26 protein-coding genes, 1 tRNA gene and 1 pseudogene are annotated in these 25,656 nt (G+C 43.5%); 15 read left to right on the top strand and 13 right to left on the bottom strand.

Annotation, left to right across the window (positions count from 1 at the left end):
- Positions 1–116 precede the first annotated feature (116 nt).
- The 5 genes from HF974_15490 to HF974_15470 all read left to right on the top strand — a co-directional run bounded on the left by HF974_15490 (position 117) and on the right by HF974_15470 (position 4,678).
- Positions 117–521: a hypothetical protein gene (locus tag HF974_15490; GenBank protein MBC2699698.1), complete on the top strand. Its 405-nt coding sequence runs from the start codon at positions 117–119 to the stop codon at positions 519–521.
- A 388-nt stretch (positions 522–909) separates the two neighbouring features.
- Complete coding sequence (locus HF974_15485) at positions 910–2,229, top strand: ATP-binding protein (protein ID MBC2699697.1); 1,320 nt, start codon at positions 910–912, stop codon at positions 2,227–2,229.
- A gap of 82 nt (positions 2,230–2,311) precedes the next feature.
- Positions 2,312–3,454 carry a pyridoxal phosphate-dependent aminotransferase gene (locus HF974_15480; GenBank protein ID MBC2699696.1) on the top strand — a complete coding sequence of 381 codons (1,143 nt, stop codon included), beginning with the start codon at positions 2,312–2,314 and terminating at the stop codon, positions 3,452–3,454.
- Between the two features lie 46 nt (positions 3,455–3,500).
- Positions 3,501–3,839 carry a hypothetical protein gene (locus HF974_15475; GenBank protein ID MBC2699695.1) on the top strand — a complete coding sequence of 113 codons (339 nt, stop codon included), beginning with the start codon at positions 3,501–3,503 and terminating at the stop codon, positions 3,837–3,839.
- A 50-nt stretch (positions 3,840–3,889) separates the two neighbouring features.
- Positions 3,890–4,678 carry a hypothetical protein gene (locus HF974_15470; GenBank protein ID MBC2699694.1) on the top strand — a complete coding sequence of 263 codons (789 nt, stop codon included), beginning with the start codon at positions 3,890–3,892 and terminating at the stop codon, positions 4,676–4,678.
- A 97-nt stretch (positions 4,679–4,775) separates the two neighbouring features.
- Here HF974_15470 and aroA read toward each other — a convergent pair whose 3' ends face one another.
- The 4 genes from aroA to HF974_15450 all read right to left on the bottom strand — a co-directional run bounded on the left by aroA (position 4,776) and on the right by HF974_15450 (position 8,707).
- Positions 4,776–6,086, bottom strand: a complete 1,311-nt coding sequence (gene aroA, locus HF974_15465; protein ID MBC2699693.1) for a 3-phosphoshikimate 1-carboxyvinyltransferase — start codon at positions 6,084–6,086, stop codon at positions 4,776–4,778.
- Between the two features lie 148 nt (positions 6,087–6,234).
- Entirely contained in the window at positions 6,235–7,827 is a 1,593-nt protein-coding gene (gene pyrG / locus HF974_15460; GenBank protein MBC2699692.1) for a CTP synthase (glutamine hydrolyzing), read from the bottom strand.
- A gap of 22 nt (positions 7,828–7,849) precedes the next feature.
- A complete protein-coding gene (locus HF974_15455) occupies positions 7,850–8,506 on the bottom strand; it encodes a hypothetical protein (GenBank protein ID MBC2699691.1) in 657 nt (218 codons plus the stop codon).
- Positions 8,507–8,524: 18 nt separating this feature from the next.
- Positions 8,525–8,707 (bottom strand): Trm112 family protein, encoded by a 183-nt coding sequence (locus HF974_15450; GenBank protein ID MBC2699690.1) that lies wholly within the window; start codon positions 8,705–8,707, stop codon positions 8,525–8,527.
- 133 nt (positions 8,708–8,840) lie between these two features.
- Between HF974_15450 and HF974_15445 the strand changes: the two genes are divergently transcribed.
- A complete protein-coding gene (locus HF974_15445; GenBank protein MBC2699689.1) occupies positions 8,841–9,089 on the top strand; it encodes a DUF504 domain-containing protein in 249 nt (82 codons plus the stop codon).
- Between the two features lie 10 nt (positions 9,090–9,099).
- On the opposite strand, the gene HF974_15440 is transcribed toward HF974_15445, so the two are convergent.
- From HF974_15440 to HF974_15420, 5 genes are all read right to left on the bottom strand, one after another.
- Complete coding sequence (locus HF974_15440; GenBank protein ID MBC2699688.1) at positions 9,100–9,975, bottom strand: CBS domain-containing protein; 876 nt, start codon at positions 9,973–9,975, stop codon at positions 9,100–9,102.
- A gap of 323 nt (positions 9,976–10,298) precedes the next feature.
- Positions 10,299–10,664: a DsrE family protein gene (locus HF974_15435; GenBank protein ID MBC2699687.1), complete on the bottom strand. Its 366-nt coding sequence runs from the start codon at positions 10,662–10,664 to the stop codon at positions 10,299–10,301.
- A 12-nt stretch (positions 10,665–10,676) separates the two neighbouring features.
- A complete protein-coding gene (locus tag HF974_15430) occupies positions 10,677–11,141 on the bottom strand; it encodes an aspartate carbamoyltransferase regulatory subunit (protein MBC2699686.1) in 465 nt (154 codons plus the stop codon).
- Complete coding sequence (gene pyrB / locus HF974_15425; GenBank protein MBC2699685.1) at positions 11,138–12,061, bottom strand: aspartate carbamoyltransferase; 924 nt, start codon at positions 12,059–12,061, stop codon at positions 11,138–11,140. The genes HF974_15430 and pyrB overlap by 4 nt, the downstream gene beginning before the upstream one ends.
- A 68-nt stretch (positions 12,062–12,129) precedes the next feature.
- The gene (locus tag HF974_15420) at positions 12,130–13,095 is read right to left on the bottom strand and encodes a methanogenesis marker 12 protein (GenBank protein ID MBC2699684.1); all 966 of its coding nucleotides are present in this window, start codon (positions 13,093–13,095) and stop codon (positions 12,130–12,132) included.
- Between the two features lie 388 nt (positions 13,096–13,483).
- On the opposite strand from HF974_15420, the gene HF974_15415 reads away from it, so the two are divergent.
- The 4 genes from HF974_15415 to HF974_15400 all read left to right on the top strand — a co-directional run bounded on the left by HF974_15415 (position 13,484) and on the right by HF974_15400 (position 17,640).
- Positions 13,484–13,558 (top strand) — tRNA-Met (locus HF974_15415).
- 76 nt (positions 13,559–13,634) lie between these two features.
- On the top strand, positions 13,635–14,687 hold the full coding sequence (locus HF974_15410; GenBank protein MBC2699683.1) for an HlyC/CorC family transporter: 1,053 nt from the start codon (positions 13,635–13,637) through the stop codon (positions 14,685–14,687).
- A gap of 181 nt (positions 14,688–14,868) precedes the next feature.
- On the top strand, positions 14,869–16,563 hold the full coding sequence (locus HF974_15405; GenBank protein ID MBC2699682.1) for a glutamate--tRNA ligase: 1,695 nt from the start codon (positions 14,869–14,871) through the stop codon (positions 16,561–16,563).
- 21 nt (positions 16,564–16,584) lie between these two features.
- Positions 16,585–17,640 carry a methyltransferase domain-containing protein gene (locus HF974_15400; protein MBC2699681.1) on the top strand — a complete coding sequence of 352 codons (1,056 nt, stop codon included), beginning with the start codon at positions 16,585–16,587 and terminating at the stop codon, positions 17,638–17,640.
- Here the strand turns inward: HF974_15400 and HF974_15395 are convergent.
- Together HF974_15395 and HF974_15390 are read right to left on the bottom strand one after the other, a co-directional pair.
- The gene (locus HF974_15395; GenBank protein ID MBC2699680.1) at positions 17,603–18,637 is read right to left on the bottom strand and encodes a TIGR00341 family protein; all 1,035 of its coding nucleotides are present in this window, start codon (positions 18,635–18,637) and stop codon (positions 17,603–17,605) included. The two genes, HF974_15400 and HF974_15395, sit on opposite strands and share 38 nt — an antisense overlap.
- 76 nt (positions 18,638–18,713) lie before the next feature.
- Positions 18,714–18,839: pseudogene (locus tag HF974_15390) on the bottom strand (DUF1670 domain-containing protein).
- A gap of 729 nt (positions 18,840–19,568) precedes the next feature.
- Between HF974_15390 and HF974_15385 the strand changes: the two are divergent.
- The 4 genes from HF974_15385 to HF974_15370 all read left to right on the top strand — a co-directional run bounded on the left by HF974_15385 (position 19,569) and on the right by HF974_15370 (position 22,284).
- The gene (locus HF974_15385) at positions 19,569–20,015 is read left to right on the top strand and encodes an NfeD family protein (GenBank protein MBC2699679.1); all 447 of its coding nucleotides are present in this window, start codon (positions 19,569–19,571) and stop codon (positions 20,013–20,015) included.
- Positions 20,016–20,086: 71 nt separating this feature from the next.
- On the top strand, positions 20,087–21,244 hold the full coding sequence (locus HF974_15380; protein ID MBC2699678.1) for an SPFH/Band 7/PHB domain protein: 1,158 nt from the start codon (positions 20,087–20,089) through the stop codon (positions 21,242–21,244).
- Positions 21,245–21,320: 76 nt separating this feature from the next.
- Positions 21,321–21,752 (top strand): GNAT family N-acetyltransferase, encoded by a 432-nt coding sequence (locus HF974_15375; protein MBC2699677.1) that lies wholly within the window; start codon positions 21,321–21,323, stop codon positions 21,750–21,752.
- 4 nt (positions 21,753–21,756) lie between these two features.
- Positions 21,757–22,284 (top strand): DUF531 domain-containing protein, encoded by a 528-nt coding sequence (locus HF974_15370; protein ID MBC2699676.1) that lies wholly within the window; start codon positions 21,757–21,759, stop codon positions 22,282–22,284.
- Between the two features lie 264 nt (positions 22,285–22,548).
- Here HF974_15370 and HF974_15365 read toward each other — a convergent pair whose 3' ends face one another.
- Positions 22,549–22,860, bottom strand: coding sequence for a hypothetical protein (locus tag HF974_15365; GenBank protein ID MBC2699675.1), 312 nt, complete (start codon positions 22,858–22,860; stop codon positions 22,549–22,551).
- A 465-nt stretch (positions 22,861–23,325) separates the two neighbouring features.
- Between HF974_15365 and HF974_15360 the strand changes: the two genes are divergently transcribed.
- Positions 23,326–23,940, top strand: coding sequence for an acylphosphatase (locus HF974_15360; GenBank protein ID MBC2699674.1), 615 nt, complete (start codon positions 23,326–23,328; stop codon positions 23,938–23,940).
- 306 nt (positions 23,941–24,246) lie between these two features.
- Here HF974_15360 and HF974_15355 read toward each other — a convergent pair whose 3' ends face one another.
- On the bottom strand, positions 24,247–25,344 hold the full coding sequence (locus HF974_15355) for a hypothetical protein (GenBank protein ID MBC2699673.1): 1,098 nt from the start codon (positions 25,342–25,344) through the stop codon (positions 24,247–24,249).
- Positions 25,345–25,656: the final 312 nt, after the last annotated feature.

Below are 25,656 nucleotides of genomic sequence, written 5' to 3'. Positions count from 1 at the left end.
TGTGGTGGCAACAGAAAACGCTAGCTGAAGGGCTTATTTTTTAGGATCTTTCAAAGTAAGGTATTACCGCCGCAAATGGAATCGCACTTAACTTAAAGAAAAAAAACATTGACTTATTGGATGTAAATGAGCTTAGAGAAATATATATACATAATATATATAAAGGTGGGATGTATAAACAATTTAAAAAAGAATGGAAATATAGGTCAAATGGAAGCATATATAAAACAGATTTTCATGATTTATTTAATATAATTGAAGGAAAAAAAGCCGTTTCTAAAGAGTCAAAAATAATGGTTACACAAGCAACCTTGCATGGAATTGCCACTTATCATGATGATAGATGGCATGAAAGAACAGCATGGTCTGCACCTTCAACAAAAGTATTTAAGAGTAGGGTAGCAGAGCATTTATTCATTGATTTTTTTCTTGAATCAGTGGTAATAGAACGGTTTATTAATAATCCTAAATCAAAATTCTTATTTTTAATGGGAAATGGAGATTGTCGGAAAAGTACCTGAAAAGCGCCTAAATTAAAACTTAGAGAAATATTGTTAAAAATAAATCACTATGCTGCGCCCAGTCAAGTTTATACAGTAAAGCTGAAATATTCGAAAATTAGGCTTTTCCGACAATCTCAAATGATATATATAATAAAGTAAGAAAATCTTTTGATAAAGAACTCTACAAATCATTATCAGGGGACAATGTTATTTTTTGTGATAATGTAAACAAGGATTTCAAATTAGAAGATTTTGATTTAAAAGTTGATTTAAAATATATCATAAAAATTAAGCATCCTGCAGCATAGGTTACATGTGTTATCATCGTATATATACGATAAAATCTGCAAAATTTATCGACTATACACGATAAACTTATTTACTTCCAGAGTCCATATTACATAGCATGGACACAAAAAGCAAACTAAAACACGTATTTGTCGAATGGCAGGAACGTGAACTGCCAAAATTCCAGAAGCGGTGGCGTGATATAGACCTTACCGGCCCGCATATTGTAGACATAATAGGCGTAAGGCGCTGCGGCAAGACCTATTACATGTTCCAATTGATATCCGAGCTGCTGGACTCAGACATACCCAAATCAAATATATTATACATCAACCTTGATGACGACAGGCTCCAGCCCTTAAACGGCGATGAACTACATTTACTGATCGAAACGTTCTACGAGTTTTTTGAGGTCTCTGACAAGCACAATTTATACCTGTTCCTGGATGAGATCCAGAACATGCCTGACTGGGAAAAGTGGGTCAAGAGCACCTATGACAAACACCAAAATATAAAGATCATAATAAGCGGTTCAAATGCATCATTGTTATCACGTGACATATCCACCCTGTTAACCGGAAGACATATCACAACCCGGATGTTCCCGTTCAGTTTCACTGAATTCCTGGATTACCACGAAATAAAGTTCCAGCTAAAAACCCTGCAATATTCGAAAAAAAAGACATTAGTAAAAAAGAAATTCAGCGAATACCTGGAAAATGGCGGGTTTCCTGAAGTAATATACTATCCAGGAGTGGGGCAAAGGGAATTACTTCAGTCTTACTTTGACGACATCATTTACCGGGACATCATCTCCCGTTTCAATATACGTAATCCCCAGGTCTTCAAGCAGTTGAGCCTGTTTTGCATCTCAAACATTTCAAGACCCCATTCATTCAATTCACTAAGAAGATTGTTTGCAAATTATTCCCCCCTCAGTACGGATGCCATAATAAATTACCTGGCATATCTGGAAGATGCATTCTTGCTGTTCACCATACCGCATTATGATCATTCAATAAAGAAACAGATAAACAAACCTAAAAAATTATACTGTATAGATACCGGCATGGTCAATGCCGTCTCATTCCGCTTTTCAGATAACATGGGGCAGTTGTATGAAAATCTGGTATTCTTGCAGCTCAAGCGGACAAATCGTGAAACATATTACTGGCAAAGTGCAAAAAGCCACGAGGTGGATTTTATAATAAAAGAGGGATTGGAAACCAGTCATCTGATACAGGTGTGTGTTGATATTTCAGATGCAAAGACAAAATCCCGTGAGGTCAATGGTCTGGTTGAAGGTCTGGACTATTTTGACCTTCCGGAAGGTACGATCATAACTTCAGACCTGTTCCATGAGGAAACTGTTGATGGGAAACTAATACGGTATGTACCGCTCTGGTACTGGCTGCTTGAAAATGAGATCCGTCATTGATAACATTCACAGCCTTTAAACTTAAAATCCAACAGGTTATAAGAATATTGAATACATTATACAAATCATTACACAAATGGATATGTTCTCAAAAAAAGCTGCAAGGATACCGCCATTCTATGTAATGGAAGTACTGGAAAGGGCAGAGGAACTCGAACGCGCAGGAAGGGATATCGTCCATCTCGAAGTAGGTATACCCAACTTCCCCACAGCTTCCCATATCAGCGAAGCTGCCTATGAGGCAATAAAGGCAGGCGAGACCAGGTACACCCACAGCATGGGACTGCTCAAACTCAGGGAATCGGTTGCCGGATACTACAACCGGAAGTTCAACCTAAACTTGAGTAGCGGGCAGGTCATCATCACATCAGGCACCAGCCCGGCCATGTTGATGCTGTTCATGGGCCTGCTGGATAAAGAAGATGAGGTCGTGATGTCCAACCCCTATTATTCAGCGTATCCAAATTTTGTAGAATACATGGACGGCAGGCCTGTTTTTGTATATACAAAGGAAGACGAAGGGTTCAGCCTGACACCCGATACAGTAGCCATGAAGATAACCCCCCGGACCAAGGCACTATTGATAAATTCCCCTGCCAACCCCACCGGGCACGTCATGTACCCAAAAACCATGCAGGGCCTGGCCGAAGTCGCAGGGGATATTCCTGTAATATCTGATGAGATATACCAGGGCCTGATCTACAATGGCAAAGACCATTCCATACTTGAATACACAGACAACGCCTTTGTGCTGAACGGTTTTTCCAAACTCTTTGCCATGACAGGGTGGCGTCTTGGCTACCTTATCGCACCGCCCGAATACATCAGGGCCCTGCAGAAGATACAGCAGAACTTCTTTATCTGTGCCAACAGCTTTGTCCAGCATGCAGGCATTGCGGCACTAAAAGGACCGCAGGACTATGTACAGGAGATGGTGGCAACGTACGATAAACGCAGGAAGTACATCCTGCAGCGGCTAAAAGGTATGGGGTTCGGGATCGGCAGTGAACCTACCGGGGCGTTTTATGTGCTTGCCAATGCAAAGGAGTTCAGCGAGGACTCACTTGAACTCAGCCGCCGTATACTTGAAGAAGCAGGGGTGGCGGTGGCTCCGGGCATTGACTTCGGGGAGGGGGCAGAAGGCTACTTGCGGTTCTCATATGCCAACAGCCTTGAGAACATCAGGGAAGGTCTGGACAGGATTGAGGAATACCTTAACACCTGAAAGATAATTAGAAAATATTATTTATGGTAAGTACTTATTGTTTTCCATGATCGACCCGATTAAAGAACTTATATCATTGAGTGAAAAAAAAGGATTCATGGCACACAAGATCGTTCTTAAATGCCAGGATTGTGCTCATATTGAAGAATCTAATTATTACGATCTGTTAAAGGATAAACAGTACGAATTGCTGGAACCCACAACAGTACCCAATCCCTATATCCAGGAGTCGTATTACGAGGAAGATGTAACTGCTACTCCAATAAAATTCAAGATAGAATGTCCCAAATGCAAAGGAGAGATGGTAGGTTTTTCTCCTGTGCCCATGGAATATATACTGAATCATCTCAGTTCCCCACCACCAGATGATATGATATATGGCTGATATTTTGTTTTAATTAGAAAAATAATAACCAAATTACTGCTACTAACAGCATGAACAACCATAATCCCAGTCTCAGTAAGATCGAGAAGATCATAGGATACCAGTTCAATGATAAGCAGTTGGGCACGTCAGCAATAACTACCCGCGCCTATTCCAACGAACACCCACAATGTCCGGAGAACCAGGCCCTTGAATTTTTGGGAGATGCTATTTTATCTTTCGTGACCGCTGAACTGTTATACGAAAAATGGTCCCAGCTTAAAGATAATAAAGTATTCTATGAAATGACACCCGAATCTGTGATGACAAAGATACGGCAGGAAGTAGTAAATAACCAGTTCCTGGCAGACTGCGCTAATTCTTATAACCTCTGTGATTTTATTTTCGATTCCACAGATAATCCAAATACTGGATATAATAGCTCAGGTACCGGTCCGGGTGACGATATAATTGAGGCTTTGGTTGCGGCAATTTATTTTGATAATGAACGATCCATTGTCCGGGCAAAGGAATTCATCATAGACTTTCTCAACCTATCCGATCTTCTTGAAGATGAAAAACGAATGATCGAACTGGTTACACAAAAGAATCCAAAGGATAGGCTTATCCATAAATACCAGGAATTGAAAAAAGTCACACCTTCCATCGAATATCCTGTTATAGAGGATAAGTTAGTAGGAAATACACACCATTTTGTATTGGGTCTGCTCATCGATGGCAAATTGCTGCCCGGGATAACTGGCAGTGGACCCAACAAGGCTCTGGCAGAATATGAAGCAGTTGATAAGGCCTATCAGTTCCTGGAAAAAATTGACTGGGACCTGACAGGCATCAGGTGATAATGCTCTATTATGTTACATCCTGCACATCACATCCTTCATATGACATCTTTCCAGATAATTTAAGTAGTAGCTATTCAAACTGAAATTCTATAATTTATTCCAGTGTAATATCCCCGCCAAGTGACTTCATAGCTTCAAAGAACCCAGGATAAGAAATATCTACAGATTCGGCAGTATCGATTACTGTATCCCCGGCAACCATTCCGGCCACAGTTAGTGCCATCACGATACGGTGGTCGTGCCAGCCGCTCACACTGGCACCATGCAGGCCGCCGCCCCTTATCACCAGCCGGTCAGGCTCCTCTGTTATATCCACTCCCATCCTGGTCAGTTCCACAGTCATAGCGTGCAGGCGGTCAGTCTCTTTATACCTGACATGTCCGGCATTCTCGATCACCATCTCGCCTTGAGACAGCGCACCAAGTACCGCCAGTGTGGGCACCAGGTCAGGTGTCATCCCAACATCCACTGTAACACCTTTCAAGCGGCTTTTACTCACCCTCACCTCGCCTCGCTCCCGGTCCCATTCCAGGTTCGCACCCATATCCTGCAGGATGGGGATTATAGCAGCATCGCCCTGCTTATTCGGGTACAGCCCGCCCACAGTAATAGCGCCGCCTGCACCGCCACCTCCGCCTGCCAGGGCACCGGCTGCCAGCAGGTATGATGCTGAAGAAAAATCACCGGGCACGGTATACACCGTATATTCGGTTAATTTGTATGACTGGTTCGGGGGAATGATAAATGACAGGTGCCCCTTATCGTCTTCAGCCAGTTCTATCTTAATACCTGCACTTTCCAGCATCTCAATAGTGATCTCCACATACGGCCTGGACTTTAATTCACCATCCACTTTGACCACTGTCCTGGTCCGGCACAATGGGCAGGCCATGAGCAGGGCCGAAAAGAACTGGCTGCTGATACTTCCGTCCATTACCGCCTCACCTCCGGTCATGGGACCTTTTACTTCAATGGGTGCCATCCCGTTATCCCTGGTGGAAGTGACACTGGTCCCAAGCTGGTTCAGGACATCTATCAATGGTGTGTTGGGTCGCTTACGGATGGAGTCGTCCCCGGTCAGTACCGTTGTACCGTCACACAGGGCACTGACAGCCATCAACAGCCTCAGTGTAGTACCGCTGTTGGCAACATCAATAATGCTACCAGGCACGGAAGGTTTCCCATTCACCCCATCCACAATGAGACTGTCACCTTTCTCCTGTATCACGGCACCCAGTGCCCTGCATGCCCTTATAGTAGCAGCAGTATCGGCAGATAGCAGGGGACGCTCTACAATGGTCTGCTCTGCCAGGGATGCCATAACCACAGCCCTGTGGGTATAACTCTTGGACGGGGGTGCAAGCACCTCACCTTTCAGGACAGATATGCCAACTTTTGCTTTCATATTGGTCATAATATCTTAACACTTTGATTTTTAGACAATTATAATCTAACCACAGAGGACACAGAGAGCACAGAGTTTGCATCTGATTTTACTCTCTGTGCACTTTGTGCTCTCCGTGGTTTATTACTTATCACTTGTCTTGTGTGCGTCAGTTGTTTTTCTTGAACATGGCCCTGACAAAACCCAAAAACGGTGGCGAAGGCCTGTTTGGTCTGCTCTTGAACTCGGGATGGAACTGGCTGGAAAAGAAGAAATTATGTTCAGGGATCTCGGCAATCTCCATCCTGTTCTCGTTACGTCCTGTGAATTTCATACCTGCCTTTTCAATCTCATCAATGTACTTTGGATTCACTTCATACCTGTGGCGGTGACGCTCTATTATCGCGTCAGAACCATATAGTTTATTGGCAAGGCTTCCCGGTGTCAGTTCAGCAAAATAATCACCAAGCCTCATTGTGGCACCCATATTCACATTTATAACGCCTTCCTGCTCAGGCAGCAGGTCTATAACCGGATGCTCAGTAGAAGCCAGTTCCGAACTGTTTGCATCCTTATACCCCAGTACATTCCTTGCAAACTCGATAACTGCAGTCTGCATGCCCAGACACAGTCCCAGGTACGGTTTATCATTTTCCCTGGCATATTTAATCGCAGATATCTTCCCCTCAGTGCCGCGCACCCCGAAACCCCCTGGCACAAGTATTCCGTCATATTTTGCGAGCTGGTTGATAGTTTCAGGTTCATTCTCAAAATCCTCGGCATCAACCCATGAAGCATTTACCTTGCATCCCACCTCAATACCCGCATGCTTCAGGCTCTCCCTTATGCTCAGATATGAGTCTTCTAGGTCAGTGTACTTACCCACCACGGCCACCTCCACTGAACCAGTGGTCGAGCGCATCTTTTCCACCATCCGGTCCCACTCTTTACTGTCATCCTTAGAGTTCAGTCCCAGTTTGGTCAACATGTAATCAGCTGCACCTTCATTTTCCAACTGCTGGGGCACCATATAAATATCCTCGGCATCATGGGCGCTTATCACCGCCTTTGCCGGCACATCACAGAACAGGGCGATCTTTTCCTTGGTACCGGGTAGTATAGGCTTTACACATCTCGTAACTATCAAATCCGGGTGAAGACCTAACTCCCTCAGTTCTTTAACCGAATGCTGGGTCGGTTTTGTTTTCTGCTCCCCCTGTGCATCCATAGGCACCAGGGTTACATGGATGAAAACCACATCATCCACATCTTCTTCATTATGCAGCTGCCTGACAGCTTCCAAAAACGGCATACTCTCGATATCGCCTACTGTACCGCCAATTTCAATAAGACATATCTGGGCACCGCTTTGTTTGGCTACATTCCTCAGCCGTTCCTTTATCTCGTTTGTAACATGAGGAATTATCTGTACGGTCTTGCCCAGGTAATCACCCCTGCGCTCCTTATTGATGACTGCCTGATATACCTTACCAGTGGTGATATTGTGCTCCCGGGTCAGTTCGATATCCAGGAACCTTTCATAGTTACCCAGGTCCAAGTCAACTTCCCCGCCGTCCTTTAAGACGAATACTTCGCCGTGCTGGAAAGGACTCATGGTCCCGGCATCGATATTGATGTAAGGGTCGATCTTGATGGCCGTTACATCGTAACCTTTGTTCTTCAATATCCTTCCCATTGATGCGGCTGTTATTCCTTTACCAAGTCCGCTCATCACACCCCCGGTTACGATGACATATTTCATGTTCTCTAATACCTCATATTTTTCAATTATTTTTTGCCAGCAAATGCATTACAGCATATACCATAAGTATTATTATTAAAATAGAAACTGCCAGGGCTCCATACAGCACATGTATCAAATTAAAGGCAAATGTGACCAGCAGAATAACCACCACGAGCAGTATTATAAGCAAAGGCAGGATGAACGTATCCGGAAAACTAAATGATATCTCTTTTTTTCGGTTCTTATCCGGATTTTTACTTGGATCAATATCCCAATCATCCCTGGATGATGTCCGGTCCTGCTTATAATTCGGGAAGGCCAGTCTTTCATCAACATCGATAACTGACATGGGTTTGGACACTTCCGGTATTTCACCTATGATAACCCTAAATGATTCTGTGAGGGACCCATATCCGGTTGTAACTTTCATCTCACCTTCCAATGTGGTGAGATCAGCAGGAAGTTTGATCAGAACAGGTGCATATTCCTGGTTGGCTACATAGACATTATCAGACAGGAACCTGACGTTTTTTCTAAGTGTATCGCTGACGGACAGATACACATGGGTAGGACTTCCGTAATTAATAATTGGCAGTTCAATGCTGCATTCATTCCCTGGATCAAGCGGTATAGTGATATCAGATTTATCGAACTCGATCGAGTTTATCCGGTTCCTGTTTATATGTATCTGCTGCACTTGCAAGTACCTCTGCAGTTATTCCCTTAAATCGGGAGGTAACATGTTGGGAATGCCATCCTCGATCGGGTAATGTTCATTGCATTTCCCACAGAAAAGAGATCCTTTGATTATCTCTTTATCGTCCTCTTCATCTATTGTAAGCACTAAATCACCCTTGCACATTGGACAGCATAAGATTTCCATTAATTCATGTTTCATATAGTTCAATCCAGAAAACTTTTTTTATTGTTCAACATTTACGACATAGTTATTCATCAAATTATCGGTATTTGACGGGATGAGTATTCGGTGAGATGTGTATTTGATGAGAAGTATATTTAATGGAAAGGACATGCACACTATAAAATCGAGAAAATCCAGGGATATCCTTAACGAGATCAAATGGAAAGGATTGGATATCAACCATTGTACCATATACTATATACACAGAGGCGCACCAGGCGACACAAAAGCAATACCAGGGTCATCTCTTAGAATCATTGGCAGGTCTTTTTTCGAGACTACGGACGGTACATCAATCCCATATCACAGGATATTAAGAATCTATCATGACGGGATAAGAGTCTACGAGAAAAAATGAATCCGTCAATCTAATGAAGTATCATCTCATGGAGTACATCAGTCTTACTGATAATCCCTATATGTCTGCCGCCATCGGTGATTATGAGTCTTCCCACCTTATTTTCATCAAAGACCTTGACAACGTCATAGAGTGGTGTATTGCCATCCACTGAAATAATCTCCCGTGTCATGATCTCCCTGACCTTTAGGTTCATCTTTCCGCTGGCAAGTGTTCTACCAATATCTGAATATGTGATTATACCCACTATATTGCCCTTATCTTCCACTGGCGCACCATGAATATCATTCCTGGTGAATATCCTTGCTGCTTCCTGGATAGTGGAACTGGCAGGAACGATTATGGTCTTATCAGGTACAAGATCCTTTATAGGGCTTTTTGGCAGCGAAACCATCTCTGTGATAGAGAACAGCAACGCATTGGATGAATCGTCCCGCCCCATTATCTTTCCGCGTACAACAAGTTTATTAACAGGAGTGGGACCTACCTGTATGATATCACCTGTATCGAAATCACGGATATCCCCGAGTATGCGGATAATACCGTTACAGGTGTCAGGATGGCGTACAGTGGTAAAACTAATCTCAGCAGCAGTTAAATTCTCCAGATACTGCTGGTTTTTATATATAGGTACCACTACCTCTTTATCCATTTCAACAATACTTAACTCCTGGTAGGTAGCACCTGTGGCTTTATAACCACCTTTCGGCCCGGGTACACCTTCAACAAGCCCCAATGCCTTTAGCGATTGCATCTGGTTCCTGACCGTGCCCGGGTTACGGTTGATGATCTCTGCTATATTTTCCCCTTTAACAGCTGTTTTTTGCTTGCGATAAAGATTAATTAAAGCAGTTAAAATTTCCTTCTGAATAGGTGTAAGTTCCATATTAACATGCCTCTAATAAATAACTAAAATTATAAATATTGATCATATTTACTAAATATACATGATATTTATTTTACTTAAATTCATGCACACGATATTCCATATTAATTTTTTTTAACGTATAGAAAAGTACATACTTTCCTGCAGGGCTTAGAAAATGCAAACGAAGTAAGCATTTTTCTGACAATTGATATGCCAATCTGATATATGTTTTAATTGTATGTTATTAACCATTAATGTTTCCGCACACACTTTTTAAAATTATATCTACGTAAACTGTACAAGATTTGAGGAGAAATTTATACATTATATACCATGAAAAACTATAAACTTATTATAAGCTGACCATCCTTTTGATATTCCAGGAACATTTCAGCCACTTCATATGACTCCACAATTTCAATCCCCTCTATCAAATCATAATTGCATATCCCCATCATTGAACATGCCAGATCACAACATTTGAACCTGACTCCCATATCTATGCAGTCATTAACAGATTTATCATACGCCTGGGCCCCATACTTATCCTTCTTACCCAGCAGCACACCCATAGGCCCCCACAATACCACCATAACATCAAGCCCTTTTTTTCGATAGTATTTTGCGAACCTGACGGTCTCCTGGGGACTGGTGCTCTCATAGACCATATTTTTCAAGAGCAGCAAGACACGATTAATCTCTGTCATTTCACGACCTCCTCATAGCAGATGCTCGGCTATGTTTTCAATAATAATATTTTCACAATAAATGCATCTCAATTGTATAGGGTCTTTTTTTACTTTGAACTTTGAGGTAACAGGTTCATTTGTGTTCGATATACAATTGGGATTGATGCACTTCACCATACTTTCCACCATTTCCGGCAGTTCTACCTGGTATTTATCTGCCACTTCGAAATCCCGGATAATATTGATAGTGGCCCCGGGAGATATCAATGATATCTTGTCCAATTCTTTTTCTTCCAGTTCCCTGTTCTCTATCTTAACTATATCCTTATGTCCAAGTGCCTTGCTGGGAACATTCATAGCCATGGTTACAACTTCACTATATGCACCTTTTATCCCCAGTATCTTAAGTACGTTCATGGCCTGTCCAGCCAATATGCGGTCAATGACAGTACCGTTGTGAATGGGTCGCACCCTCAATTCTTTTTCAGCACTCATACCTCTACCCCCATTACGATAGTAAGCAGGGCCATCCTGATGGGTACGCCATAGAAAGACTGCTCAAAATAACGGGCATGTGAAGAAGTATCCACTGAACTATCAATCTCATACACCCTTGGGAGCGGATGCATTATTATCATACTATCCCTTACGTTCCCAAGATGTTCGGTAGTGATCTTATAGGCACCTGCCACCTTTTTATATTCAGTAGGATCAGGAAAACGTTCTTTCTGGATGCGGGTCATGTACAGCACATCAATGCTGTCCAGTATCTCCCCAAGGTTCTCTGTCTCACGGACCCTGGCACCCCTGGCCTTCAGGTCAGCCTTGATCTGGTCAGGCATCTTTAACTGTGGGGGTGAGACAAGAGTGATGTTTGCGCCATATAATGACAGGGCATAAGTCAGGGAATGGACAGTTCGACCATATTTCAGGTCCCCTACGATCGCAATATCAAGATTGTCAAGATGGCTCTCCTTTCTGATCGTGTACAGGTCCAGTAGTGTTTGCGTGGGATGATGCCCGGCACCATCGCCGCCGTTTATAATGGGAACGGATGAAAATTCGGCAGCCATTAGCGCCGAACCTTCACTGGGGTGCCGCTGTACTATGGCATCGGAATAAGTACTGACCACCCGGATCATATCTGCAAGTGTCTCACCTTTTACAATACTGGTAGCCTCTTTGGAGCCAAGGTTCAGGACATGCCCACCAAGCCTGAGCATGGCGGTCTCAAAGGACATCCTGGTCCTGGTACTTGGTTCGTAGAATAATAGTGCAAGTATCTTACCGGCCAGAAGGTCAGACCTGCCGCCCCTTGCCAACGGTTCAAGTTTAGCGGCCCGGTCCAGGATATAATCCATCTCGTCCCGGGTAAAATCCTTCATTGAGATTATATGGCGGCGCTCGAACCTCATCGGAAGTAATATGGCGATATCCTGATTTAAACTTATTGAAATGAAGCATGACCTTTACCAGATCTTCATCAGGCATCTACGTCTATCCCAAGTATATGTCCTGCTCCATTAAACACATCTTCTGCAATGCAGGCACACCCTTTTGCAGCACTCCATATCCCAAGGGACTTTACCTTGCAGCTAATATGATCCTCAATTTTCTCTTTTATATATTGTATCTCACTGACCGAACCTGAGATGAAAACTTCCGGGCTATGCACACCCATTTCTTTTAAGGGAAGGGTCATTGACACGATCTCCATTGATGCGAACAATGCAAGAGTATCAACTGCCAGGACAGCATTTTCATCACCTTTGTTGAAATCGTCCAAAAGCTCATAAATGCCGGAGTGTCCGGTCATACTGGTCACACCCGCTCGCGTGAAGGCCTCATTGGCAGTATACAGACCGGAATCAACGTCCCTGATAGCTGAAAGGTCCAGTGGTCCATGGTGTATTCCGGGTGCAAAGATACAGGCATCGATAGCACCCAATAGCCGTCCATGTGCTGCTGCCAGCGTTACTGTGTTAGAACTGATATCAGAGACTATGAAATTATCATATCCCATTTTATGGGCATGGTAGGTAATACCCAGCTTTTCGGGACTGGCCCCGTGAGAGAATACATTGAACCGGGCATCCGGTGTGTTGCCCCTGTGTAGCCCTGGGATCACAACGGCAGGTATGCCTGAATCCTTTATGGTATCATAGACATGGGTTCCCCCGCCCACATGAAGCCCTGCACCGTCACGGCTTGTAATACCCCTGTCAGGCACCCGGTCAATGGGTGTGATGCGGTCTATACCATCACCCATGGAATAAGTAACTGCAATCATCCGGATATCGTTCTTTGACACATCCAGGCCCTGCAGGATATTATGCAGCAGTTCATGCCCTGGCATTGCTGCAGCATCCTGTCTCAGGATACTGAATACTTTGTCATCCGATGATGCAAACCGCATGAATGTGGTACCGTGGTCAATCCCTACGAACATATTAATCTGGAATTTCTAATGCGTATTAAGTTAATTGATTTTAACATTTAGTTACAGAAATTTTATGCAAATTTCCTTGTTGTGGTATATAAACTTCCTGTGTTTTGTTAACCTATAGGTAAATATATAATTTCCTATACATTGAAAAGGAAGAAGATCAAATGTCGTATATATTGGTATGCTGTTAAAATGGCAAAAGTTTATGGCAAGCCCAAACAAGTATGGCAAAAATACCTCGGAACTGCAGGAAAAATTGTAGAACTCTAAGAAAAGGCAGCAGAATTGCTACACATCCAATCATAAACCGCACCTGAAAAAATTCACCGAAGGCTTTATGACTAATAATCACTTATCTAAGCCCTTACCCTTACCTATTCAGTACCATAAAAGCGGGGTGGGGTAGTCAGGAAATCCCGACGGGCTCATAACCCGTAGATCCATGGTTCGAATCCATGCCCCGCTATCTTATTTATCAGAAAAATTTTTAAGTATACGAACCAAATACCAATTGAAGTTAATAAAAGTGGGTTAATAAAGCAGTGATTGATCTAATAACATTAATTGAGGTTTTATCAGTTATAATACTGATAGGACTATCGGCTTTTTTTTCATCTTCCGAGACCGCTTTTATTTCAGTAAACCGAATTAAGATGCTCCACCTGGCTGAAAAAGGGGATAAGAATGCCAATATCATCCATAAGGAACTGCAGCATCCTGAAAAATTCATTACCACAATTCTTGTGGGTAACAACATCGTGAATGTGACTGCTTCCGTGCTTGTCACTGCCCTGACATTGAATTATTTTGGTAATATGGGTATTGCTATAGCTACCGGTGTAATGACAGTGGTTATCCTGGTATTCGGGGAGATCGTCCCAAAGACCTTTGCCACCCGGCATGCTGATACATATTCCCTGAAGATTGCAGGGCTGCTGGAATTACTTACCAGGATACTATACCCAGTTGTGTTTATTTTCACCCAGATCACCCGCATAGTACTGAGAATTTTAGGGGTAAAGGAAAAGATCAGGAACCCCTTTATCACAGAAGACCAGATAAAACTCTTACTCAAGGTTGGGGTGGAAGAAGGCGTGTTCGAGCGTCATGAGCAGGACTATATCCATAAGGTGTTCAAGTTCACTGACAAGAAAGCAAAGACGGCCATGACCTATAAGGCCGACATGGTAACGGTTGAAAATACCATAACCCTTGATACGGCACTTGAAAAGATCAATGAGTCCGGCCATTCAAGGCTTCCTGTCTGGAAGGATGATTTTGACAATATCATAGGCATGATATATGCCAAAGACCTGCTAAAATACCGGGATGAAGAACTTGAAAGAATGAGTGTTGAAGAGATATTGAGACCCATATTAACGGTCAGGAGTGACCGCAAGATCGCTTCCATATTCAAGGAACTCCAGTTCAGGAAGATCCAGATAACAGTAGTGGTTGATGAGAAACAGAATGTGGTGGGGTTGTTATCCATGGAAGATATCATTGAAGAGATCGTAGGGGAGATCCTTGATGAATATGATATCGAAGAAATGGATAATGGTATATTGCCTAAACCAAAGAAGAGGATACGTTAGCATTAACTGGAATGGCTCAATACATCGTGAACCATTTCATTTGACCTTCGAGACTTTTTATTATTTCCTGAAACGGTTTATTCTACATCGTCGGGGCAGGATATGAAGCGTCCGGTGCTGTTGTGCGGTACGTGCGAAATTAGCAAATAATTATGTGGTACCAGTACATCATGAACTCTATATGAAAACAGATATCGAACTTCTTGTTAAGAAATACGCTCTCCAGAATGCCGTCAAATACGGCAAAGCCCCGCAGCAGGGTGCAGTCATGGGAAAACTCATGGGAGAGCATCCAGAGCTTAGGCAGAGGGCAAAGGAAATCTCGCCGTTGATCGGCACATTTTTAAAGGATATCGCATCAGGGACTCCGGAAGAATGGCAGGCTGAACTGCAAGCATTAGCGCCTGAACTGATTGAAGAACTCACGCAGCGCAAGGAGCCTGACAAGGGGCTGAAGGAACTTCCCGATGCAAAAGGTGGTGTGGTCATGAGGTTCGCACCCAATCCCAACGGCCCGCCCACACTGGGCAGCACCCGCGGTATCGTGGTCAACAGCGAGTACGTGAAGAATTACGGCGGCAAGTTCATCATCAGGTTCGACGACACCGACCCCGTGACCAAGCGCCCAATGCTGGAAGCCTACGACTGGTACCTTGAGGACTGCCGCTGGCTGGGTGCCGAACCTGATGAAGTAGTAATAGCATCGGACAGGCTACCCGTGTATTACGAATATGCAGAGAAGCTCATCAAGGCAGGGCATGCCTACGTGTGCACCTGCACACAGGCAGAGTTCAAGGAACTGAAGGATAACAAGCAGGCATGCCCCCACAGGGACTTACCTCCTGAGCACCACCTGCATGAGTGGAATCGGATGCTTGCAGGGGAGTACGAGGAGCGCACTGTGGTGCTGCGTATCAAGACCGATATCAAGCACAAGGATCCGGCGCTGCGTGATTGGGGCGCGTTTCGGGTGATCAGGACACTGCACCCCCGCCCGGAAGTGGGTGATAAGTATGTAGTCTGGCCGCTGCTGGATTTTGAAGGTGCAATTGAGGACCACCTGCTGGGTATGACACATATCATCAGGGGCAAGGACCTGATGGACAGCGAACTGCGGCAGAAATACGTTTACAATTACCTGGGCTGGACCTATCCCCATACCTCACACTGGGGCAGGGTGAAAATGCACGAGTTCGGTAAGTTCAGTACCAGCGGCCTGGGAAAAGCCATTGAGGCTGGCGAATATTCCGGTTGGGATGACCCCGGGTTACCCACGCTTAGGGCACTGCGCCGCCAGGGGATTCGCCCTGAAGCATTGCGCAAGTTCTTTATTGACATGGGTGTGGGCGAGACCGATGTGAACCTGAGCCTGGATAACCTGTATGCTGAGAACCGCAAGCTGATCGATGCTGATGCTAACCGTTATTTCTTTGTATGGGACCCGGTCAGACTGGACATTTCAGGATCACAGGTCACAGACGCGAAACTGCCGCTGCATCCATCTGTGGACAGGGGCTTCAGGGAGATTACGGTAGAAAGTAGTGTATTGGTGTGCAGCCAGGACATCAGTAATGCAAAACCCGGCGACCTGTTCAGGTTGAAAGACCTGTACAATATCAGGATCACGGGGCAGGGCACGGCCGAGTTTGCAGGACGTGACATTGAGACCATGAAGAAGGAGGGCGGGCGCATCATACACTGGGCGCCTGTGGACGGCATACCTGTGAAGGTGCTTACGCCCGAGGGTGAGATCACAGGTACCGGAGAGGCTGGTATTGCGACCGACCTGGACAGGGTGGTGCAGTTTGAGCGGTTCGGGTATGTGAGAATAGATAGTGCAAACGGCAAAGTTATCGCTTATTTCACGCACAAGTAAGCAAGTAAGTACGATAGAGCAATGGAACGAACAAAAAGTCCCAAGTTCAGCAAATCGGTGTTTACCTGCGGCGATGGACTCCGGTTTGCCACGCCCGAGGTTGTAGGTCGCTACCGGGCCGGGCGGCTTAAGTGCAGTGTGCTTGCCGATATCAGCTGCGGGATAGGGGGACAGGCCGTTTGCTTTGCAAAGGAATACGATAGCGTTTACGGAATTGACATAGACCGTGAAAGACTGGAGTGTGCCCGCCGTAATGCCGGAGTGTATGGCGTGGACAACATCACTTTTATTGAGGGGGATGCCCTGTCGCCCCAGGTGGTGGAGCAGGTTGCCGATGCAGATGTTATCTTCAGCGACCCGGCCCGGCCCGCCGAGGAGGATGTGCGGCAGACTGACAGCCTGCGGCCAGGAATTCCGATGGTGATGGAGGCATACAGGGATGTGACAGGCAGTTTTGCTTTCGAGGCCCCGCCACAGATGCCGCCAGGACGCATAGATTTTGATTGCGAACGCGAGTACCTGAGCGTGGACGGACAGTTAAACAGGCTGACACTGTACTTCGGGCCGCTGAAAAGTTGTGAGAGGTCGGCTGTGGTGTTGAAAGGGGACAGGCATTACAGGCTGGAGTCGGGCGTATCCGTACCGGCTGGAATACCTGAGACTGATGAAATTCTGCCTTATGCTTTTGAGCCCGACCCTATTGTGGTGAAGGCGGAACTGCTGGGGGAGCTTGCAGCCGAATTGAACATAAATATGGGCCTCGTAAAGATTGATGCCAGACGGAGCCTGTTAACCTCTTTATCGAACATTGATTCACCATTTTTCAAGAATAGATATCGTGTGCTTGACAAGGTCACATTTGACTGTAATAAGATCAAACGATCATTAAAAGAGCATAGTATAGGTAAGGCACTGATCCGGTTCAATGTACTGCCTGACAGATACTGGGATGTGAGGAACAAAATTGAGTCCGGCCTTGTAGGAGAAACGACAGTTCACCTTTACCAAATATCTGGTATGATCTACATTATGGAAATGCTTAAAAGTGAACCTTCCAACCATTCTGCGACAGGATAATCAAAACTACGAGCAATATCAACAGAAAAGTCCATAGGACAATAGCTATCTGTGTCGCCTTTTTGGCCCTGTCTGCATCTCCGTACTTACGAGGACGTATTCCTTGTGCCAGGAAGGTCACTACACCTGAAAGATTTATGCAGATAAGGTTCGTGAGTACCAGAAGCATTGCCCCCATTGCCAATTGCCATTCACCCTGTCCCATCAACATCCCGAAAACAACAAGTGGTGGGAGCAGTGCTACAGCAACCATAACACCAATAAGGGCACTTGCAACTCCTGTGGTTAATGATAATGCAGCCGCACTGCCTGCAGCCATAGCGAGAATAACATCACCAAGACTAACTTTTGTTCTGGATATAAGTTCAGGAATGTTTGGGTCCACTTTAAACATATATCCTACAAGAGCAGCAAATGAAAGGACAGTGAGGATACCCGTCATATTGGCTTTCAGGGCCCGTTTGGCCAGGTCAATATCCCCCAGGGTGGTGGAAAGGGATAACGCCACATTCGGACCCAGCAGGGGTGCAATGACCATGGCGCCTATAATCACTGCCACATTATTTTGCATAATGCCGATGGCAGCGACCACTGAAGATAACAATGACAATATAACGAAAACATATGAAAGGCTTGTAATCTCTTCAACATTAACATATAGTTCATCACGGCTAATTCTGCCTTTCTTTGCTTTTGAATTGTTTTCAGGTTGGGATTCTCCATTGTCAAGCATTTCCTCATTTACTATTTCAGGTCTGGGAAGTGATGCCACAACCGGAAGAAGAATTATCCTATGTCCTTCAACCATTGATATATGTTTATTCAGTATGTCCAGCACTGTTTCGGTATCTTCTGAAGTGATAAGGATTTTTATGTGTATGAACTCTTTTGAGAACCTTTCCTGCCAGATGTCCAACACTTCAAAGTCTTTTAATGCCTGTTGTACACGATATTCATCCTTTGGAGGAAGAAATACTTCAATTAACCGCAGAGCCATAATTTATCCTTTTATTATTTTTTACTAAACTCCAAAATGAACGATCGGTCTCTACACTTGCCGAAATTTGTTTTATTCATAAATCTCCCTCCTCATTTAAAATTCTTATGTATTCATTCACCAGAGACTTTCCCATTCCCAATATCTGGGCAATCTCCTCACTTTTCATCGTCCTGTTCAACTTCTCGACCTTCTAATATGCCTAAATTTAGGTAGTCACCCATATCTCATGACCTGATGTCTTTATATGTCTTATTCTTGAAAATCATGGTCTTACCTCTTGTACTCTGTGAAATTTTTTTAAAAATATATTACTTTCAATCCGCTCTCTCTCAAAGTATAAATGGGAGCAAATGATTTAGAACACGGATTTCACGGATCATAGCCGAATAAGAAAGGGCGAGTAATCGCGCTTCCTTATTCGACTGTGTATCTGCGTCCATCTGCGGTTCGTAATGAATTGATTGCCAGCCGCTGCAAGCAGTTAAAATATAAAATTTAAGTTGTGGGTGTGGAGTAGAAAAATCATTAACACTGCACCGCAAAGCAAGATAGGAGATGGAGGTTTTGTATTCGTTATCGACGAATTCACAGACCGAATCTATACTCCCCAGGCTCTGTCCAAGGAAAACGTGATATTGGTAACCAGCATCCACATACCATCCGTCAGCATTGCCTATGAGATTTTACATGACTCTGAGTGTAAATATATGGTCTGAATCTCAAATAGGTTAAAAAACGCAATCTTTAAAGAGTGTTCGATTAAAAAGCCGGATGTATGTGGAATAATTTGAAGAAGTTCCTTTTAAATGAATAAACAGAATGAGTAGCAATTGGAGGTAGTTATTTATAGTGGGAAAAAGAAGATTTTAGGTGAGAAACTGACGACGATGAGTATATCATTCAAGACAATTGATATAAGGATGTAATAATGTTAAATGTAGAAATCGGATGGGTAATGATAATTGTAGGGATCGGCCTTCTTGTAGCTGAGTCGTTTCATCCCGGGTTCTTTGTAGCAGTACCTGGCACAGTATTACTGGTTATGGGTGCAGTATTAATTCTGCTTCCCGAAATATTCGATCAATGGAATGCAGTTATTATGGTTGTAACTGCACTGGTGGCAAGTATTGCAACTATAATGCTGTACCGTAAAATTGCCCCGGTACAAATACCATTATCCACCAGCAGGGACACCCTGAAAGATAAAATAGGGAAAGTGACCATTGATATTGAACCAGGTTCTATAACCGGAAAAGTGAAGATCGATAACCAGACATGGAGTGCCACATCCGAATCAGTCATCCCGATAGGAAAAAAAGTGAAAGTAATAGAATCCGAAGGAGTCCATGTAAGAGTTGTTGAAATCAGTGAATGATCTGATTACATCATTTCAGGATAAAAACGTTCAGGAACAAAATAGAAAATAAATTGTATGGAGGATAGTATATGGCAGTAATTGATTTTGGATTGGGTCTGGTCATTACAATAGCACTCATTTTGATATTTATTTCGGGTGTTACCATCATCCAGCCCTATGAACAGGGCCTATGGATAGTGCTCGGACGCTACAGGAAACGGTTAAACCCAGGTTTCAACTGGGTGTATCCGCTGATCAGTGAAGTAATACGTATGGATTTGAGGACCCAGGTCCTGGATGTACCCAGGCAGGAGGTCATTACCAAGGATAACAGTCCCACCAATGTGGACGCTATTGTCTATGTCAGGGTTATTGATCCGGAAAAGGCCTATTTTGAAGTGGTAAATTATCATGTCGCCACTATAAGCCTCTCACAGACCACACTGCGATCAGTCGTAGGTGATATGGAACTGGACGAGATCCTGTACAACAGGGATTTCATAAATACCAAGCTTAGGGATATTCTTGACGAGGCAACCGATGCCTGGGGTGTCAAAGTGGAAGCTGTTGAGATAAGGGAAGTCGACCCTGTAGGTACTGTCAAGGAGGCCATGGAAGAGCAGACCTCTGCCGAGAGGAAGCGAAGGGCTGCGATCCTGCTGGCCGATGGCCAGAAAAAAGCCGCCATCCTTGAGGCCGAAGGTTCCAAACAGGCCCGGATACTGAATGCAGAGGGTATGCGGCAGTCACAGATACTTGAGGCTGAAGGCGAGCGGGTGTCAAAGATACTTATTGCCCAGGGTGAGTCACAAGGTCTGAGAATCCTCAGTGTGGGTGCTGTGCCCCTTGATAAAAAGGCCATCTCTGTACTGAGCATGGATATGATGAAGAAAATGGCTGAAGGCCAGGCCACGAAGATAATCTTCCCAATGGAGATCTCAAAGATGCTAAACCAGGTAGGGCAGTATCTGGGTGCCTCCACTGAAGTGCCTGAAGTGGGCGAAACTGTGGATGTGGAGAAGATCGTGGGTAAGGCAGAGGACATACTAGGACACATACCCAAGGCCGACGAACTGAGGCGGGAAGTTGAAAAGATCGAGGAGGCCCTGGTGAAGGAGACTGAAGAAACAATAATTGCTGGCGAGTCACTGAAGGAAAAGGCGATGGCCGATAAATCTGACATCCACATCTTCAAGACAGAGGAAGAGGAATCTTCTGCTGAACCAGAAGGCAACCCGGAAGAGTGAATGTATCTGTAAGGGGGCGGTTAACCGCCGCTCTCTTGCTCTATTTTTAATAATAGTAATATCATATTCCAGATATGTGGATATTAATATCAGGAATGCCGGCACCGGTGATATACCGGACATTAAAAGTATCCTGTCACAGTACATACTTGAGACTGAACTGGTGGATGATAACATTGACTGGTTTGTTGTAGCTAAAACAGGGGGCAGGATTGTGGGGTGTGCATGCCTGGATTCCAATATGAGCCTGGTGGAACTCAGGTCTATTGCTGTGCTTCCGGGGTGGAAAAATAAAGGAATCGGGCGCAGGTTGTTCGAAACACTGATGCAAAGGGCAAGGGGCATGACAGACCGGATATATGTAAGAACGACAGCCAGGGGCTTTTTCGAGAAGATGGGTTTTAGGGCACTGGATGATTCACAAAAACCTGTGTTGTGGCAGGACTGTGCAGAGTGCGATAAACTGGATGTATGCATGCAGGTGCCTATGGTACTGGAATTGAAGTGATAAGATGCTGACACTGGGACTGGTAAATACTTATGACAGGATCAAGGTGCTGGATGCACATTACCGCTCCATTGCCAGGGCGGCACCTATTGCCTACAGTTATGGATTTGCGCTGGCACTGTTCGATTACCCGTTCAAGATGGATGCAGGGGAACTGTGTGATTTCGTGGCAGATAAGACCACCATCGGCAGGTCAGGCAAGTACCTGCATGAGATGCTGGAACACAACCGGTTCTTCGTGTTCGACCTGCCTAAAAAAGGATTCCAGCCCCAGTTCGGCGTGCCAGTGGTGACCACTTCAGGTCCGGACCTGAAGAAGGCTATCACCCCGGCAGCACTGGCAGATGAGATTATCAGGGGCGGGTCGTACCTGCTGCTGGTGGGGCTGGGGCATAAGGGGCTGCCTAAGGAGTTGTTTGGAAGGGCACGGTATCACCTGGATATAACAGGACAGGGGATTCCACTTGAGACATGTACTGCCATCGGGGCTGTGCCTGCGGTGCTGGCGGCGCTGGTGTGGGAAAAGGGCTAGTGTCAAGTCAACCTTCAAGTGTCAGATTATGAAGGGTATAGGGCACAATTCTAAAATTCAAATTAATCAATAATTATATTAGACGCAGATTAACACTGATTAACGCAGATGCAACCTTAAATCAGCGTTAATCTGCGTGAATCAGCGTCTTGAAAATAACTGAAAAATATAACCGCGTCAGATCATATATCTTGCGATATTAGATGGTTGACTCGACACTAGTCATTCCCGGATACGTTCTTTAATTGGGTCCTTGCGATCCCATTATTTTACAAGTTGCTCCACATCTATATCAGCAAGCTTTATTGACAGTTCGTTTAATAATTTGCCTGTAGGGCTTTGGGATTCGAATTTATATAATTGGATCCTTCCCACCTTTTTTGTGGGGCTCATTATCTGGTAATGTAACAACTTCTCTTTCATATCAAAGACATTTGATTTTGAAACGCTTGCAGACTCGGCCAGTTCTGTCAGGTTGTATTCAAAATCTGAATGAAATGCTAAAGTCTCGATCACTTTTATCTGGGGATGCGTGCCAAATATGGCCTGCATAGGGTTTTCTTCCGGGATTTCCATGTTCTTCCTCCAATGGTTTTGTTGATTTTTATGAAGCAACTGTTGTAATAATTATTAAACTGCTAAGTAAATAAATTAAACTCAAGGGACTGAAAATCATACTTGATGGTATTAAACCAGAATGTATTTATTACGATTTTTGTGTAGCAACAATGTGGATAATGTTATAGGAAGACAATTTTAGGAAAATTATATCGCCAAAGGTATATCGACGGCAGACATACCAGTATTGATAATGTTCCTGAAGGTTTTCCAAAGAGTGAAACAAAACTTCGCAACCAATATAGCCGTAATTATAATAATTAGCTGGAAAGGCTCAACACATTGTTTACACTTTTTCAAGTGCTCAATAGGCTCAAACTATCGGTGATACCCTCCGTTATTACCTGGGGCTCTGGTCTTTCAGGCTGTATTTCCAGTCGTTGTTTAAATGATTTTATGCAGGCAGGTTTTTTTTATGAAAGTGTGACTGTAATCTTCGGGTGGAGAAGTAGATTTTGTATGGGGAACGGATTCAGTTCAGCTTGGAAATTTACTGTTTGGATGAGCATAAAGTTAATATTGTTAAGGACGTATGATTTGACTATGCAAACTAGGATAAAAAGATATAATATCTTATTAAGAGGAAACGTTCAGCATATTGGTTATCGTGGAATTATTGAAGGCACTGCAAGAAAGTTAAATATAAAAGGTTATGTTTTTAATGATGTTGACGGTAGCGTTAAGATTGCATGTGAAGGTCTTCAGAAGTCGATAGATGCTTTCATAAATGGCCTTAGCGAATTTGCTAGGTCGGATATTGATAGTATTGAGAAAAAGGAAGTCCATGAAGAACTTCATTTACCGTCTGTATTCAGCAGGGTAGCAACCGATGATTATTACGAATTTAGCGAAAAATTCGATATTGGTATAGATTTCCTTGATGGAATAAAAATAGATACTGGGGAAATGAAAGAATCTCTTACTAATATAAATACAACGCTTGAAGCATTTGTAATAAAGCAAGATGGACACAACCAGCGAATGGATGAACACAACCAGCGCCTTGAGAACATCCTTGTAAAACTGGCTGAGAAATAGCTGTATTTTTTTAACATCTCAGTGACACTGTTCCAAAATCCAGTTACTTTGGCATTTATTGCATACACAGATTTTCAGTACTTGACCTGAGGCTGATCGAAATCAGGAAAAGGGTTGCAGGAATAAAGGGTTTTGAGATTTTCCCAGACACTCCGATCTTCTTAGAGGTTTTCATTACAAGATTTGCATAGATATTTACCGATTTTTATTGTACTCATACTTTTTACTAAACTCCCAAATGACTGATCGGTTCCTCCTCTTGCCGTAACTCATATTATTCATTATTCTCCCTTCCCCAATAAAATATCATGGTCGAAACTTCGCAATCAATATAGCCGTAATGATAACAATTAATAGTACATCAAAGGCTGTAAAAAATGAAGTTTGCATGGAAGAGTCATCTTTATTTTCATCGTAATGTTCCACTTCAGGCTCATCACCTGCTGATTCATCAGGTGATAATCTTGTAATGGAATAAACAGCATTTTCTGAGGAAATTGTCTGCTTTACATCATTTTCTGCTTCGCCACTGGCAAATTGGCCGCTTAATCTTTGATCTCTTTCATCTATAGTATGATCAAGCTGCACTCCCAGACCCGATCTCATTGCCTGTGCAAGTGTTATTTGCGTAGCAGCAAAGTTATTTGCATCTACATAACCAAATCCCTTTAGTCCTAAGACACGAGCAGCGATGTAGTTGTAATTACTTTTATCATCATCCAAAGGGTCACCATAAGAATGCGCTAGTGTTTTACCCAGTACAGAGTTATTTTGCAGGTATTCCCATTTGGCAATGTTATTGATCCACTTATAGGGATCATCATCCTCTCCTGTTCGTATGAAAAAATCTACATAATAGTACTCAGGATCAGCTGAAGTCCCTTTAAAGGAACTCATAAAACTTTCCCACATATAATAATCATTGTCACAATGGTCTGCATAATATCTTACACCATTGGCAATTGTCTTTTGACCATTCATGTGGACATGATCATTTATTGCAGTCAAATGCTGGTTAAATTCATCTTTGCTGCTTTGCCCATAATAGCCCGGATCTATTTCATCCCAGAAGAAACCGTCAACATAATCATGACTATCAACAAGATCCATTATTTGCTGCTCCCAGTTATTTTTATGAGAAGCACTCGCATATGTACTGCCTAATGCTTTATACAAATAAACATCAACATCTGCACTGCGTATCTTTTGAATTTCATCCTGGTTATCATCAGCAATGATAACAAATGTTAACCCTGAGTCTGCCCAGTCTAAACCCGAGCAGTTAAGCCACCCGTAATAAGCAATATATTTTTCAGTATCCGAATCTGCACTGATGGGCAGTACAAATATGATTAGTAATGATAAACAAATGACTGTATGTGTTAAATAATTTTTTTTATTCATCTTTTATGTTTCCCATTGATATTATTTCTATGCTCCTTTATAAAGTGTTATCTAATACCCTGGTCATATTTTTTATGTTTCTTGGATAACTTTGTACTGTAAGATGCCATAAAAATATAACAATTCAGGAATTTAGATTAATTATGCTATCAGGGACGATCATTAAATCGGGTATATCTAACTGATGCGGATGCAGATACTATATGCTTACTTATATGTCCTGTTATACCTGTTCCTTAGATCATGATGATAGCAGTCAGGATAATTATGATATTGATTATTATCATGCATGTGGCTGGAGGAATTGCATTA

This window comes from ANME-2 cluster archaeon (assembly GCA_014237145.1).
Taxonomy (GTDB): domain Archaea; phylum Halobacteriota; class Methanosarcinia; order Methanosarcinales; family Methanocomedenaceae; genus Methanocomedens_A.
This window is presented reverse-complemented; position numbering and strand designations above follow the sequence as displayed.